The following is a 15,111-nucleotide window of genomic DNA, read 5'->3' as shown; positions in this document are numbered from 1 at the left end:
GTATGTAAAACATAAAATTTTAAACTTTTTTACGGAGATTATTCCATTACAATGGCAACTTATAGGGAATACAATGATTTTACATTCCGGATTGAAAGCGATTACTTTAAGGGTTAAGGCATTCTCAAAGAATTTGAGGTGGATATCAAAATGAACGAAGTGTTGCTTCGTATGGAGGGAATCAACAAGTTTTTCCCAGGTGTTCATGCTTTGAATGAATGTCAATTTGAGCTGAAGCGTGGGGAAGTTCATGCGTTAGTAGGAGAAAATGGCGCTGGCAAGTCTACCCTTATGAAGATTGCGACAGGTGTCTATTCCAAGGATGCTGGTCAAATGTGGTACAAGGGAAATGAAGTGGAGATTGTTAATACCCGTGAAGCACAGGAGCTTGGAATTAGTATCATCCATCAGGAATTGAATTTAATGCCTCATCTTACGGTCGCCCAGAACATTTACATTGGACGAGAGCCGCGAAAAGGTCTGAAATGGTTCGTTGATGATGTGGAGATGAACCGAAAAGTTCAGGTACTGTTTGATCAAATGAATCTGAAGCTGGATCCCAGAGTTTTGGTATCAGACCTGACCGTTGCTAATCAGCAAATGGTTGAAATCGCTAAAGCCTTGTCTTTCCAAGCCGAGGTATTGATCATGGATGAACCAACCGCCGCGTTAACAGATACAGAAATTAACGAGTTATTTCGAATGATTGAGCAGCTACGAGATAAAGGTGTGGGAATTATTTATATCTCTCACCGCATGGATGAATTGAAGCGAATTACAGACCGCATTACAGTTATGCGTGATGGTTGTTATGTAGATACCGTTCGTACCGATTCAATAACGATTGATCAGATCATCAGCATGATGGTTGGACGTGAATTATATCAAACGTCGAAACCAACGATTGCAAAACAGACTCAGCAAGTTGTCTTAGAAGTTCGGAAGCTTTCTAGAGGGCATGCGTTCAAGGATATTAGCTTTCATCTGTATAAAGGTGAGATTTTGGGCTTCGCTGGTTTAATGGGAGCTGGACGTACCGAGGTTTTACGTGCCGTATTTGGTGCGGATCCCATCGATGAGGGTGAAATTATGCTCCATGGAAAATCGGTTCGGATACGTCAGCCACATCAAGCGGTACAGCATGGTATTGGGTATTTGTCCGAAGACCGCAAACGTTTCGGATTGCTTGTGGATATGGATATCAGCATGAATAATGCGATTGCCTCCTTTTATAAATTCCGTAATTCATTTGGCTGGATGAAGGAGCGGGAGATGCGAAGCTCAGCGGAGCAGCATGTTGAAGCGCTAGCCACCAAAACTCCAAGTGTAGGTCAAAAGGTTAAGTTTCTGTCCGGAGGTAATCAACAGAAAGTGGTCATCGGCAAGTGGTTGACTAGAGACTGTGATGTACTCATCTTCGATGAGCCCACACGAGGTATTGATGTAGGCGCGAAAAGTGAAATTTATAAGCTGCTGGATCAGCTTGCGAGCGAAGGGAAGGCGATCATTATCATTTCTTCAGATCTTCCTGAGATTCTAAGAATGAGCCACCGGATTATCATTATGTGTGAAGGGCGTATAACAGGAGAACTCCCCGCAGAAGAAGCATCGCAGGAGGCGATTATGAAATATGCGACGAAACGTTCATAACTGTTCAAGAGTTAACCGGAGGTGTCAGGACTATGAAGATCGCGGATAAAGAGATTAGTCAGCCAGCGGGTATGAAGCAATCGGGAGGGCAATCCGGATTCAAACAAAAAATATTGGCATTTGCCAGTCTGATCATATTGGTCATCGTATTTTCTTTATCCTCCAGCAACTTTTTTCAATTCTCAAATCTTGTCGGAATTCTAGTTTCTACAGCTGTAATCGGAGTATTAGCGCTTGGAGCTACCTTTGTTATTATTACGGGCGGCATCGACCTTGCTCTCGGTACTGTAATGACATTCTCATCTGTTATGGTTGGAGTCATTATTACATTCTGGGGTCTGCCCGTCCCGTTAGGCATTGTAGGTGGGATTCTGGCTGGAGCACTGTGTGGCTTTGTCAGCGGTTTGATGGTGGCGAAGATGAACATTCCACCCTTCATCGCCACTCTGGCGATTATGATGGTCACCAAAGGCTTGTCGCTTGTCATCACCGGAGCCAAACCTATTTATTTCAACGATGATCCGATCTTCGCCAAGATCGCCATGGGTAAAATGATCCCCGGTATACCCAACACCATCGTTATCTTCTTATTACTCGGTATGATCGCAAGCATAATCTTGTCTAAGACGATTATTGGGCGTTACAACTTCGCGCTTGGCAGTAATGAAGAAGCTACTCGCTTATCAGGTGTGAACACAGTCAAATGGAAGATTATTATCTATTCCATTACAGGGATTTTTAGTGGAATCGCAGGTATTCTGATGGCATCACGTTTGAATTCAGCTCAGCCATCACTGGGCACTGGCTATGAACTAGAGGCTATTGCGGCAGTGGTCATTGGCGGAACTTCCTTAAGTGGAGGTGTAGGTTCTATTCTAGGCACGATTATTGGCGCACTGATTATGAGTGTGCTGACGAATGGCTTACAGATTATGTCCGTGGCTCAGGAATGGCGGACGGTCATTGTCGGTGTTGTAATCATCATTGCGGTTTACGCTGATATTCTACGCCGCCGTAAGCAATAAACTTGGTATGATCTCCATCCGGAGTGATATACAAAGCAAATGACGAGGGGGAAGATTCAAATGAAACTGCGTCGTAGAGGGTTTATCATGCTTGCCTGTCTATTATTAGTCACTACATTGCTGAGTGCATGTAACAACAATGATAGTAACAAGAGTGCATCCGGTTCAGACAAACCATACATTCCAGTCATATCAAAAGGGTTCCAGCATCAATTCTGGCAAGCGGTGAAGCAAGGAGCGGAGAAAGCTGCTAAGGAATTTGATGTTGAGATTACCTTCGAAGGTCCAGAAAATGAGAGTCAGGTGGATAAACAAATTGAGATGCTGCAAACCGCTCTCGACAAGAAGCCAGCAGCAATTGCGCTAGCCGCACTGGACAGCAAAGCTGCGATTCCTTATCTAGAAAAGGCAAAGGAAAATAAGATTCCGGTCATCGGCTTTGACTCTGGTGTAGACAGTGATATCCCTGTAGCAACAGCAGCGACTAACAATAAAGCAGCAGCTGCTTTGGCCGCAGATAAAATGGCTGAACTGATTGGCAAGAAAGGTAAAGTGGGTCTTGTCATACATGACCAAACGAGCAGCACAGGGCAACAGCGTCGCGATGGCTTCTTGGAACAAATGAAAGCAAAATATCCGGATATTCAAGTGTTAGAGCCGCAATATGGGGGTGGAGATCAGTTAAAGTCCACAGACCTTGCGAAAGCGATGATGCAGGCAAATCCGGATCTGAAAGGAATCTATGGCTCTAATGAAGGCTCTGCTGTAGGTGTGGCTAATGCAGTTAATGAATTGCAAATGAATGGTAAGATCGTAGTCGTCGGCTTTGACTCTGGCAAGCAGTTGATGGATGCTATCCGCAGTGGTGTTGTGGCTGGTGCTGTTACACAAGACCCCATTGGTATTGGCTATCAAGCTGTGAAGGCAGCTGTGCAAGCGATTAAAGGGGAAGCGGTTGAAAAGAACATCGACACGGGGTTCCACTGGTATGATAAAAACAATATGGATTCCGATGAGATCAAACCTCTACTATACGAATAGAGTTTAATAATAGAGGTTGCCTCCCGCAGGCGGCCTCTATTATGCTTATGCTGATAAGTTCAAAGTTGTGGAGGTGTTGGATGTATAAGATAATTCTGGTTGATGATGAAGATGAGGTTCGTGAAGGGATCAAACAAAAGATCTCATGGAGTAAATATGGGTTTGAGCTGGTTGGTGATTTTGATAATGGCAGAGATGCACTGGAAGCAATCGAGCAGCATCGTCCTGACGTAATTATTACTGATATTTGTATGCCTTTTATGGATGGACTGGGATTGGCCAGAGCTGTGATGGATAGGTACCGGGATATGAAGGTCATTATCGTCACTGGATATGAAGACTTCGAATATGCGAAGCAGGCCATAACACTGAAGGTGACTGAGTACTTATTAAAACCGATTAATGCACGTGAGTTTGCTGAATTTCTAAGTAAGATGAAGCAGGATTTAGATGAAGAGCATCTACAAAAAGCGAATTTAGTTAAGCTTCGTATGCAACTTAATCAGAGTCTTCCATTGCTGCGGGAACGATTCTTGGAGCAGCTGGTAACTACTCGAATGAAAAGCGAAGAAATCGAGAATAAATTGAGTTATTTTCATATTCCGTTGCAGGGTCAAGTGTACCTTGCGCTCGTTATAGATATAGAACTGGAGAAACGAAGCCAGGACCTAGCTTTTGATGCAGAGCTACTGCGTTTCGGCGCCTTTAACATTGTTCAAGAGCAGCTGGAGAAAGAGCAAGACGGAGTGGTATTCCAGACGAGAGATGGAAAAATCGCTGCGATAAGATCCGGCAATTCAGAGACGTTAGAAGTAGCAACGCAGCTTCTTGCAGAGCAAGTCCAGAGTAGCTTAAATAAATATTTGAAGCTGTCATCCACCATAGGCATCGGTAGAAAATATAATACTTTGCAACAAATTCCACTATCCTTCCAAGAAGCGGTCTCCTCCATAGAATATCGTTACCTTTTAGGCATAGATAAAGTTATCTCCATACAGGATCTTGAGTTTGGCAAGGGATTGGATCAGGCGCATTTCACCTCATGGGAAAAGCAATTCATATCCGCTTTAAAGACAGGTAAAGCTTCTGCTGTATCGGAAATTCTGTTGAAGTGGTTTCAGGAGCTTAAAAGTAATACCTCCTCTATAGAAGGCTGCCGTAGCAGCATCTATCAGCTGCTGGTTTCTTTGATGAATTATGTGGTCGACATCGGCTTCCCAAATACAGTAGTTGTTTCGCATAATATGTTTGCAGAGGTTGCTACGCTTAAGACGTTAGATGAAGCAAGGCATTATCTGGAGAGGACTTGCCATGCGCTGATACTTAAACTATCGGAACAGAGAACAACGGTTCGGACTTCTCAGATGCAAGCCGCAGAAGCTTATATTCGCGAGAATTATTGTAATGACAGCTTTTCACTCAATGAGCTGTGCAGCCATATTTTTATGAGCATCAGTTATTTCAGTGCAACTTTTAAACAGCATACCGGTGAAACATTTATAGAGTATCTGACTCGACTCCGTTTGGAAAAAGCAAAAGAACTCCTTACGGTCACACAGTTGAAGACATATGATATCGCTGCCAGAGTTGGTTATGCTGATCCACAGTATTTTAGTGTTATTTTCAAACGTAATGTAGGAAGCACACCGAAGGAATATCGACACCGGCAGAAGGAGAATCTCTCTCTATGAGATCACAGCGCTTTTTCCGCAGCCGAAGTATTCATACTAATATTGCAATCTCCTTTTCACTTCTTATCCTCTGCACAACTATTGTCCTGAGTTATACTTCCTATCGCCTGTCCTCAGCCGCGGTCAAGGGCAATTCTGTAGCCTATACTTCACAATTAATAGAACAAGTAAAACTAAATATCGAGAATTACATTGGTAATATGGAGAGCATAGCTGCTCTGGTGTTAACTAGCAGTGATCTAGAGAAATATATAAAAGGCTCGAAATTAGATGAAGAAGAGGCGCTTAAGAATAAACTGCTTGCCAGTCATTATCTCCGGTCAGTCGTTCAGTCCCGCTCGGATATTTCCTCTATATTATATGCAGGCTCAGATGGCATGACCGTTTCGGATCGACAGCATGCTGTTTTGAAACCGCTTCCTGAACTAATAGCTCAAGATTGGTATCAAAAAGCTATGAATCAATTAGACGTTGCAGTTTCTTCCTCTCATGTGCAGCACATCTTTCAAGATGAATACCGGTGGGTAGTCTCGATCAGCCGAAAACTCTCGAATGCGAATGCTATGACGGAAGCGGATCAACAAGGTGTACTGCTCGTAGATCTCAATTACAGTGTAATTAATAATCTATGTAAACAAATCGAACTGGGAAAACGAGGTTATGTTTTTATCGTCGATCCCGCAGGTAGCCTTGTCTATCATCCACAACAGCAGTTGATCTACTCCCAGCTCAAGTTCGAACAATTAGAGACGGTCCTTGGGATCAAAAGTGGATCTGTTACGGTTAATACGGGGAATGATCAGAAACTGTACACTGTGGACACTACCAGCTTTGGCTGGAAAATAGTTGGAGTCACTTATCCGGATGATTTGGTCGCGAACAAGCAACGTATGCAAGGAACCGCCGCCTTATGGGGAGCAATTAGCTTGATTTTTGCTATGGCTATATCGATATTTCTCTCTTACGCACTGACCAAACCGCTGAAGAATTTGGAGCTGAATATGAAAAAAGCGGAACGTGGAGAGTTCGACATACGCGTGGAGATTGAGAGCACGAATGAAATCGGCAAGCTTGCTCGTACGTTTAATCTCATGATGATGAAGATTAAAGAGTTAATGGGACAGATCGTTCTGGAGCAAGAGATGAAACGTGTGAGTGAACTGAAGGCACTGCAAGCGCAGATTAAACCTCACTTTTTGTACAATACACTTGATTCGATTATTTGGATGGCAGAGACAGGAAAGATGGAGGAAGTGGTTGAGATGACTTCATCTCTATCCAAGCTGCTTCGTTCAACAATTGGTGAGGGTGAGGAATTGATTCCGCTGGCCAAAGAATTAGAGCATATTCGGCACTATTTAACGATTCAGAACATGCGTTATCGTAATAAATTCACTTATTCCATAGAGGTACAAGAAGATATCCTAACCTGCAGCATTTTAAAAATGGTACTTCAGCCTTTGGTTGAAAATGCGATCTATCACGGCATAAAACATAATCCTGAGCAAGGGCACATTCTGATCCGAGCAAGACAAGAACAGAACGATATTATCGTACAGGTCATTGATGACGGTATTGGGATGGATGAAGAGCAAATGGGTAAGGTACTGCTGCAAAAATCAGATTTCAAGACTGGCAGCGGTGTAGGTGTCGCGAATGTGAACCATCGTATCCAGCTGTATTTCGGTGTGAAATACGGTTTGTCTTTTGCAAGCGAGATGGAGGAAGGAACGACGGCCACTTTACGAATACCTGTGATTTATGAGGAGGAGAGTCAATGAGCGCTTTACGGTCAAAAATTGGCCTGTATACTCTGCTACTGCTCTTCATTGTTACTTTGGGTTCATTAGCCTATCGTATGTTTACAAATGAGCTTGACGCAAAGGTTAGGACCATTATTTATGTGCCCAAGACTATCGATAGCAGTATTGAATTCTGGGAAGTGATGAAACAAGGTGTGGCAACTGCGGCTAAGGAGTTCGGCGCAGAGGTTCGCACGATTGGAACGGATACAGAGCTTGATGTAGATCAACAGATAGAACTGCTGGAGCAAGCAATTAAGGAAAAGCCTGACGCCATTATTTTATCTGCTACAGATTATTATCGCCTCATTCCAATCGCGGAACAGATCAAATCAGCTGGCATTACACTTATTACTGTAGATTCGGGCTTGAGCGGTGGTGTATCAGAGAGTTTTATTGCTACAGATAATTATGAAGCAGGACGTAAGGCAGGGCAGGAGTTAAGAAAATATATCGATCCGGAGGATAAAGTCGCTATCGTTAACTTTGTACAAGGCTCTGCCACCGCAATTGAGAGGGAAAGAGGGGCTCGTGATGCCCTTTTAGAGAATGGAGTTCATGATGTGCAGCCTACATTATTCAGTGATGGTTCCGTGCGAAAAGCGTACCAGTTAACTGTTGATTTACTAAAGGACGAGCCAAATCTAAAAGGGATAATAGGTCTTAATGAACCTTCTACACTAGGTGCTGGGCAGGCGATTATGGATATGGGATTTCAAGACAAAGTGAAATTATTTGGGTTCGACAATTCTAGCAATGAGGTGAAGCTCCTCGAAAAAGGGATCTTGCTTGGCACGGTTATGCAGAAGCCTTTTAATATGGGGTACTTAGCTGTGAAGACGGCGATTGAAGCTGTTGAGGGTGAGAAAGTGGAACGGATAATAGATACAGGCTCCGTGATCATCACGAAGGAGAATATGTATTTAAGTGAAAATGAGAAATTAATGTTTCCTTTTATAGAATAAATGAACAAGGTAGCTTCTAAAACCGTTTGCGGCTTTAGAAGCTACCTTGCTTTTTTAAAGATTAAGAGTCGTTACTATATCAACAAAGGATTGCTGCAACGGCGTTAAAATATGATCTTTACGCCAGCCGAGCACAAACCCGCCGCTTTCAGGCAGAATCCCTGGCAGGTTAGCATAGCTAAGCTTGCCTAGCTCAATCTCAGCTTTAACCGCCGCTTTAGAACATATACCAACACAATCACTCCCGCTAACTAACTGCTTAATCACTTCTGGAGAATTCAACTCGGATCGGTTCCATAAACGGATTTGATTGAATTGTGCCCATTGATCGGCATACCCTCGTAAACAAGATCCTTGCTCATGCTGAATCCACGGCTCATTGGCAATTTGTTCAGGTGTTAATTTCTCTAGGCCTTCAAATGGATGACCAGGTGCAAAAATTAGGACAGGTTCATCACGGACAATAAGCTGAAAATCAAAAGATTCGTCCTGCCAATCCGCAGTATGTAAAATGGCCATCTGAATATCCCGACTACGGAGACGCTCACGTAACAAAGCATCGCTTTGAACAGTCAAAGAGTTATTAATCCCCGGATAGAGTTTCATGAATTGGATTAACACATTAGGTAAAATATAAGTTGCAGGAATAAAACTGGCTTCCAGCTCTAATATTCCTTTTGAGGGGGAAGAAAATTGTTTAACTGTGCGCTCAGCTTCTGCTGTGAGAGAGACGATTTTGAGGGCGTATTGATAAAGGGCTCGTCCAGCATCCGTAAGCAGCACTCTTCCGCTTCGGTAAAGAAATAGAGGGGTTCCGAGCTCAGCCTCCAGATTCTTCATATGAAAAGAAACAGTTGGCTGTTTAAGGCCTAATTCTGCGGCTACATCGGTTACTTTTTTATATTTTTCAATTAGAACTACGATGTTCAATTTCATAATATTCATGACTTTCCTCCACATAATACTAAGTTGGATTATAAATTATATCTCCATTATAGATTATATCTATACAGATATACACTTTATATTGGTATTTTTTTCGTTCGCTTTACAAAGATAAGAAGTTTCTCTAACGAACGAGCTCTAGAATAAGAAGAGTCAGAGGGGCCAAGAAGTCCCGGACAACATATAACATATGCGTTTGATGAACTTTTACAGTAACCATGCATATGGGGGCCAAGCTCCACAACACCATGTTAAAGCTTTCGAAGCCAGTTTGGTATGAACTGATCAGGGAGCCATGCTAACAAACCATTTAGGAGGAGACAAAACAATGCAATTCAAAAAATCATGGATCATGACTTTGGCTTTAACAAGCGTACTGGCACTATCGGCTTGCGGTAACGGCGGGGCTAACAACACAGGAGGAAACGCTGCAGCAACTAACGAAGGAAGCGGCGGCGCTGAAATAAGTGGTTCGATTCTGGCTTCAGGTTCAACAGCATTACAACCCTTGGTTGAGCTGGTAGCAGAGAATTTCATGGATAAAAACACTGGCGTGGACATTCAAGTTCAAGGCGGTGGCAGTGGTACTGGTCTTACTCAAGTAGCTGAGAAACAAGTAGATATCGGAAACTCTGACGTATTCGCAGAAGAAAAATTAAAAGATGCAGATGCGGAAAAAGCAGCAGCACTCGTAGATCATCAAGTAGCAGTAGTAGCGATCGCAGCAGTATCTCATCCTGATGCTGGTGTGGATAGCTTGACTAAACAACAACTGGTGGACATTTTCACTGGTAAAATCACTAACTGGTCTGAAGTCGGCGGAGCGGATCAAAAAATCCAAATCATCAACCGTCCAGGCAGCTCCGGTACTCGTGCAACCTTTGAAAGCTTTGCACTTGGAACCAAAACAGAAGATATCCCAGGTTCGATTCAAGAAGATTCCTCCGGTACGGTTAAGAAAATGATCGGTGAAACTCCAGGGGCAATCGGATACCTTGCTCTTTCTTACCTGGATGATTCCATTAAAACACTTAGTCTTGACGGTGTAGAAGCATCTGTTGACAATGTTGTTTCTGGTAAATACCCAGTATGGGCTTACGAGCATATGTACACAAATGGTGAACCTAATGCAACAGTAAAAGCATTCCTGGACTTTTTCTTAACTGACGAAGTGCAAACAGGTGAAGTTGTTGAACTTGGATACATCCCAGCTGTTAAAATGCAAGTTGTTCGCGACGTTGCAGGAACTGTTACCGCTAAGTAATTTAATTCTAGGCAATGTTATTGATTAGAATCTCAAGTGATTAGAGGCGGATACATCTGCCTCTCTTTTCACTTTAGAAAGAGGGAGCAATTGAGGGTGAAACTAAAGAACTCACGATTCGAAAAACATCATATTGAAGATTTTGTTGGACGTACTTATATGTCCTTCTGTGTATTACTGTTGATAACAATCATTGTATCGATGGTATATTTTGTAGCGTCTAAAGGAATTTCAACCTTCACAAGTGGCAATGCTACAGTTTCTGAATTTCTCTTCGGTACAAAGTGGTCGCCTGAAGCGGATACGCCTTCCTTCGGAGCTTTTCCATTTATCTCGGGTTCCTTCCTGGTTACTTTGCTTGCCGCATTGATTGCTAGTCCACTTAGCTTATGCGCTGCGTTATTTATGACTGAGATTGTTCCAGGGTGGGGCAAAAAATTACTTCAACCTGTTATTGAGCTTTTGGCAGGGATTCCTTCGGTAGTATATGGTTTCATCGGATTAAGTGTAATTGTACCGTTTCTACGCAACAACCTGCCGGGCCAAGGCATCGGGGTAGCTGCAGGCGCGCTTGTGCTCTCGGTAATGATTCTTCCGACGATTACAAGCGTGGCTGCAGACGCGCTGGCTTCATTGCCGCAAAACTTAAAAGAATCTTCCTATGCGCTTGGTGCCACCCGGTGGCAGACGATTTCGCGGGTGATTATTCCAACAACCTTTCCTGCCATAATGACAGGGATTGTATTGGGAATGGCTCGTGCTTTCGGTGAAGCGCTCGCTGTACAAATGGTTATCGGGAACGCGCCATTCGTACCAAAATCACTCTTTGAGTCAGCTTCTACCTTGACCAGTGTGATCACACTCGGTATGGGGAACACGACCATGGGCTCACCTCACAATAATGCACTGTGGAGTATGGCACTGGTTCTCATGCTGATGACTTTCGTATTTGTCTTCTTTGTGAGAATGCTTGAAAGGAGAAATAAAATTTGAAGCCGAGAACCGTAAATAAAATTGCCACCAGTCTTATTGTATTTTTCGCGATGCTCATCGTTGCCATTCTACTTGGACTTTTGGGATATATCCTCTTTAGAGGCTTAAGCCATATCAGTTGGGATTTTCTTTTCTCCGCACCGCAAAAAATTCGAGCAGGTGGAGGGATCGGACCGCAGCTATTTAACTCCTTATTCCTGTTAGTACTGACACTTATTATTACAGTTCCGCTTGGACTGGGTGCCGGTATTTATATGGCGGAATATGCTCGTCCCGGTAAGATTACCGGCTTTATTCGCTTGATTGTTGAAGTGTTGTCATCTTTCCCTTCCATCGTAGTCGGCTTGTTTGGTCTATTGCTGATTGTTAACTATTTCAATCTGGGCTTCTCCTTAATCTCCGGTGCGCTGGCATTGACGGTCTTTAATCTACCGCTGATGGTGCGGATTACAGAGCAAGCTTTCCGTAGTGTTCCAAAACAACAAAAAGAGGCTGGTTTTGCACTAGGATTGTCCAAGTGGAAAATTGTTACCTCGGTGTTGTTTCCGGTAGCATTACCTACAATTATTACAGGTACTATCTTGTCCGCTGGCCGTGTCTTTGGGGAAGCAGCTGCGTTGATGTTCACAGCAGGGATGAGTAGTCCAAGATTGGATTTCACCAACTGGAATCCACTTAGTGCGAATTCACCACTGAATCCCTTCCGTCCAGCGGAAACGCTGGCTGTCCACATTTGGAAGGTCAACAGTGAAGGTCTAGCTCCAGACGCTGCACAAATTGCTGCGGGAGCTTCGGCGGTGCTTGTAATTATGGTGTTAATCTTCAATCTGGCAGCACGTTATTTCGGAAGATTTATTTATCGTAAGCTTACAGCTTCAAAAAGAATGAACTAATCATACAAATTAAAGTAGAGATGTAGGAGGAGTAATCGATGGGAACGTCGGCAACAGCAGTGCGTGAATCTTTTCAAACCGAAGACCTGAGTATTTTTTACGGAACATATGAGGCAGTAAAGGGGATAAGCCTTCCATTTGCTGAAAATACGGTTACTGCACTGATCGGCCCCTCCGGCTGCGGTAAATCAACTTTTCTTCGTTCTTTGAACCGGATGAATGACGAAATTTCTGGCTCAAAAACAAAAGGAAGCATCTGGATTGATGGAGTGGATATTAATGCTCCGGGTACGGATGTGATTAAGCTGCGTCAGAAGATCGGGATGGTATGGCAAAAGCCAAATCCGTTCTATAAATCGATTTACGATAACATCGCTTTTGGACCTAAGTATCATGGCATTAAAGGTAAAAAGGCTCTTGATGAGATTGTTGAGAGCAGTCTTCGCAAAGCAGCATTGTGGGATGAGGTAAAGGATCGTTTAAAAGATTCAGCGCTTGCACTTTCCGGTGGACAACAGCAGCGTCTTTGTATTGCTAGAGCGTTGTCGGTTAACCCGCAAATTCTGCTCTTGGACGAACCAGCATCAGCTCTAGACCCGGTCTCCACAGGTAAAGTAGAGGAGCTAATCAAGGAGTTAAAAGAAGAGCTTCGCATCGTTATTGTGACACATAATATGCAGCAGGCAGCTCGGATCTCTGATTATACCGCATACTTTTATCTAGGCTCCCTTGTCGAATATGATAAGACGGATAAAGTCTTTACTAATCCAGAGAATCAAATGACGCAAGAATATATCATGGGCCGATTCGGCTGAAGCTGTGAACATCGTTCCTTCAGGAACGGTGTTTTTTTTGTGAATTCAAAAGTTAATATGCAGAGAAACAATAACATCCGAAAGTTTCTGCGAAGTATATCGGTTGTTTTTATATGAAATTAACTGTGATTCGAATGGTTACCTGTTATTTGCAAAAGGTAGAAAGATGCTGTATCATTTGTGATAATGATTATCATTATTAATATATTAGGGAGTGGATCTTATGACGCAATCTCAACAGACTCAACAGAATAGTGTGGCCGAAATAATAAAAGAACGACGCTCGATTAAGCTTTTTAAAAAAGATCCACTTCCACAAGGCCTTTTAGAGGAATTATTAAATGTAGCGGTATGGGCACCGAATCATGGTGTGCGTGAGCCGTGGAGATTTATTGCCTTTCAAGGGGAAGGTTCGAAATTCCTAGCTGAATCTGCATTTGCTTTTGTAAAACGTGCTATAGCTGATCCAGAAGTGGCTGCTAAACGTAAAGAATATATCTCGAATATTCCATTAACAGTAATCGTAGTGATGCCTGAAGATCCTCGGCAGAGAGAGTGGGACGAGGATTTTGCAGCAGCGTCCGCACTTGTACAGAACTTCCAGCTCGCAGCTTGGGAGCAAGGTGTAGGGACAATTTGGAAGACTGATCCATACATCAACAACCCTGAATTCCGCACTAAAATTGGTGTGAAGCCCGGCGAAAAAATTGTAGCCATGATCCATGCCGGATATCCGGAGACTGTACCTGACAGCCGTCCACGCACAGACGCTTCGGAGCTGCTGAAGATCGTAGACTTCTATCCAGAGAATGGCGTAGTGGAATAAGGAAAGTCGAAGGCATTCGTATATTAAGAGCGGCGAAAGATCAAAAAGATCGAAAGATCATAAGCATCGAAAGATCAAAAGTATCCTTAGGGATGCTTTTTTTGTTGCTTTGACTAGCCGTAGTCGGGTGGGGGGGAGGGCTACTGGGTGCTGATCACGTTTCGCTGCCGGTTCCTCTGCTGATGTGGCTCAACCTTCTACTTACTTCATAGTGATCTCCTATTGACCTTCTGCGGGCTTCCTACTGATCTCCTAGTGGCTTCCTAGTGAACTCCTATTGACCTTCTGCGGGCTTCCTACTGATCTCCGTATCGGACTGTATTGCAGCTATTTGAGCTTTTTGAGTCACTTTGCCGATCTATCGGACCGCATAGCTCTTATTACCATGTAACTGTGCAGAATTGGTGTGGTTATGAGTAAATAGCTGCAACTGGGTCCGATAGCACGTCAATTAGCTGCAAATCTACGAAATAAGGACTCCTCAGTCCGATGCAACGGCGAATATGTGAACTAACTCCAAACTACCCAAACTAACTAAAGACCCTCAGTATGTTACGGACTGTATTGCAGCTATTTGAGCTTTTTGAGTCATTTTGCCGATCTATCGGACCGCATAGCTCTTATTACCTTGTAACTGTGCAGAATTGGTGTGGTTATGAGTAAATAGCTGCAACTGGGTCCGATAGCACGTCAATTAGCTGCAAATCTACGAAATAAGGACTCCTCAGTCCGATGCAACGGCGAATAAGTGAACTAACTCCAAACTAACCTAAACTACCCAAACTAACTAAAGACCCTCAGTATGTTACGGACCGTATAACAGCTATTTGAGCTTTTTGAGTCATTTTGCAGATGTATCGGACCGCATAGCTCTTATTACCTTGTAACGGCGCAGAATCTGTGTGGTTTTGAGTAAATAGCTGCAATTGAGTCCGATGCCCCGCAGAAAACACTCGAATTTGCATAATAAGGTCATCTGAGTCCGAAATATTGGCAAAAGTGTACTTACATACTAGCAAAGGCGGCGAGTTAGGCATCGCAGCTGACTGGCTATGGACTCAGTTACAATCACTCTTCACCATTTGATCCAACGGTGGGGAGAAAGTATTTCCTGACGGAGAGGGAATGGAAAATGAAGTCTGGATCCTAATATGAAACGTTGATCTTAATATGAAACGTTGCCCCTAATATGACACGTCGA

General features: G+C 43.3%; 12 protein-coding genes. 11 read left to right on the top strand and 1 reads right to left on the bottom strand.

Annotated elements, in window-relative coordinates; all coding sequences use genetic code 11:
• Positions 1–150: 150 nt before the first annotated feature.
• The 6 genes from MKY14_RS07285 to MKY14_RS07260 all read left to right on the top strand — a co-directional run bounded on the left by MKY14_RS07285 (position 151) and on the right by MKY14_RS07260 (position 8,174).
• Entirely contained in the window at positions 151–1,650 is a 1,500-nt protein-coding gene (locus MKY14_RS07285) for a sugar ABC transporter ATP-binding protein (protein ID WP_076184373.1), read from the top strand.
• A gap of 32 nt (positions 1,651–1,682) precedes the next feature.
• Positions 1,683–2,675, top strand: a complete 993-nt coding sequence (locus tag MKY14_RS07280; protein WP_076184372.1) for an ABC transporter permease — start codon at positions 1,683–1,685, stop codon at positions 2,673–2,675.
• A gap of 60 nt (positions 2,676–2,735) precedes the next feature.
• Positions 2,736–3,716 (top strand): ABC transporter substrate-binding protein, encoded by a 981-nt coding sequence (locus MKY14_RS07275; RefSeq protein ID WP_076277598.1) that lies wholly within the window; start codon positions 2,736–2,738, stop codon positions 3,714–3,716.
• Between the two features lie 80 nt (positions 3,717–3,796).
• Positions 3,797–5,407 carry a response regulator gene (locus tag MKY14_RS07270; protein ID WP_248548692.1) on the top strand — a complete coding sequence of 537 codons (1,611 nt, stop codon included), beginning with the start codon at positions 3,797–3,799 and terminating at the stop codon, positions 5,405–5,407.
• Positions 5,404–7,188 (top strand): cache domain-containing sensor histidine kinase, encoded by a 1,785-nt coding sequence (locus MKY14_RS07265; protein ID WP_340976114.1) that lies wholly within the window; start codon positions 5,404–5,406, stop codon positions 7,186–7,188. Before MKY14_RS07270 ends, MKY14_RS07265 begins: the two co-directional genes overlap by 4 nt.
• Positions 7,185–8,174 (top strand): substrate-binding domain-containing protein, encoded by a 990-nt coding sequence (locus tag MKY14_RS07260; protein ID WP_340976113.1) that lies wholly within the window; start codon positions 7,185–7,187, stop codon positions 8,172–8,174. The genes MKY14_RS07265 and MKY14_RS07260 overlap by 4 nt, the downstream gene beginning before the upstream one ends.
• Positions 8,175–8,228: 54 nt before the next feature.
• Here MKY14_RS07260 and MKY14_RS07255 read toward each other — a convergent pair whose 3' ends face one another.
• Entirely contained in the window at positions 8,229–9,119 is an 891-nt protein-coding gene (locus MKY14_RS07255; RefSeq protein WP_339187189.1) for a LysR family transcriptional regulator, read from the bottom strand.
• Positions 9,120–9,447: 328 nt separating this feature from the next.
• On the opposite strand from MKY14_RS07255, the gene MKY14_RS07250 reads away from it, so the two are divergent.
• The 5 genes from MKY14_RS07250 (at position 9,448) to MKY14_RS07230 (ending at position 13,910) form a co-directional block, all read left to right on the top strand.
• Positions 9,448–10,383: a phosphate ABC transporter substrate-binding protein PstS family protein gene (locus MKY14_RS07250; RefSeq protein ID WP_076126671.1), complete on the top strand. Its 936-nt coding sequence runs from the start codon at positions 9,448–9,450 to the stop codon at positions 10,381–10,383.
• A 90-nt stretch (positions 10,384–10,473) separates the two neighbouring features.
• On the top strand, positions 10,474–11,376 hold the full coding sequence (gene pstC, locus MKY14_RS07245) for a phosphate ABC transporter permease subunit PstC (RefSeq protein WP_036687519.1): 903 nt from the start codon (positions 10,474–10,476) through the stop codon (positions 11,374–11,376).
• Positions 11,373–12,269 (top strand): phosphate ABC transporter permease PstA, encoded by an 897-nt coding sequence (gene pstA / locus MKY14_RS07240; protein ID WP_036687518.1) that lies wholly within the window; start codon positions 11,373–11,375, stop codon positions 12,267–12,269. Before pstC ends, pstA begins: the two co-directional genes overlap by 4 nt.
• Positions 12,270–12,307: 38 nt before the next feature.
• Positions 12,308–13,084 (top strand): phosphate ABC transporter ATP-binding protein PstB, encoded by a 777-nt coding sequence (gene pstB, locus MKY14_RS07235; RefSeq protein ID WP_036687516.1) that lies wholly within the window; start codon positions 12,308–12,310, stop codon positions 13,082–13,084.
• 223 nt (positions 13,085–13,307) lie between these two features.
• Entirely contained in the window at positions 13,308–13,910 is a 603-nt protein-coding gene (locus tag MKY14_RS07230) for a nitroreductase family protein (RefSeq protein ID WP_076099095.1), read from the top strand.
• Positions 13,911–15,111 lie beyond the last annotated feature (1,201 nt).

The organism is Paenibacillus sp. FSL R5-0887, from assembly GCF_038002305.1.
Taxonomy (GTDB): Bacteria; Bacillota; Bacilli; order Paenibacillales; family Paenibacillaceae; genus Paenibacillus_AQ; species Paenibacillus_AQ odorifer.
The sequence above is the reverse complement of the archived record's forward strand: the minus strand, read 5'-3'. Positions and strand labels throughout refer to the sequence as shown.

What these genes read in the sequence shown, in the direction of transcription:
- MKY14_RS07285 (WP_076184373.1), top strand. Translation starts at nt 151, where the DNA reads ATGAACGAAGTGTTGCTTCGTATGGAGGGAATCAACAAGTTTTTCCCA.
- MKY14_RS07280 (WP_076184372.1), top strand. Translation starts at nt 1,683, where the DNA reads ATGAAGATCGCGGATAAAGAGATTAGTCAGCCAGCGGGTATGAAGCAA.
- MKY14_RS07275 (WP_076277598.1), top strand. Translation starts at nt 2,736, where the DNA reads ATGAAACTGCGTCGTAGAGGGTTTATCATGCTTGCCTGTCTATTATTA.
- MKY14_RS07270 (WP_248548692.1), top strand. Translation starts at nt 3,797, where the DNA reads ATGTATAAGATAATTCTGGTTGATGATGAAGATGAGGTTCGTGAAGGG.
- MKY14_RS07265 (WP_340976114.1), top strand. Translation starts at nt 5,404, where the DNA reads ATGAGATCACAGCGCTTTTTCCGCAGCCGAAGTATTCATACTAATATT.
- MKY14_RS07260 (WP_340976113.1), top strand. Translation starts at nt 7,185, where the DNA reads ATGAGCGCTTTACGGTCAAAAATTGGCCTGTATACTCTGCTACTGCTC.
- MKY14_RS07255 (WP_339187189.1), bottom strand. Translation starts at nt 9,119, where the DNA reads ATGAATATTATGAAATTGAACATCGTAGTTCTAATTGAAAAATATAAA.
- MKY14_RS07250 (WP_076126671.1), top strand. Translation starts at nt 9,448, where the DNA reads ATGCAATTCAAAAAATCATGGATCATGACTTTGGCTTTAACAAGCGTA.
- pstB (WP_036687516.1), top strand. Translation starts at nt 12,308, where the DNA reads ATGGGAACGTCGGCAACAGCAGTGCGTGAATCTTTTCAAACCGAAGAC.
- MKY14_RS07230 (WP_076099095.1), top strand. Translation starts at nt 13,308, where the DNA reads ATGACGCAATCTCAACAGACTCAACAGAATAGTGTGGCCGAAATAATA.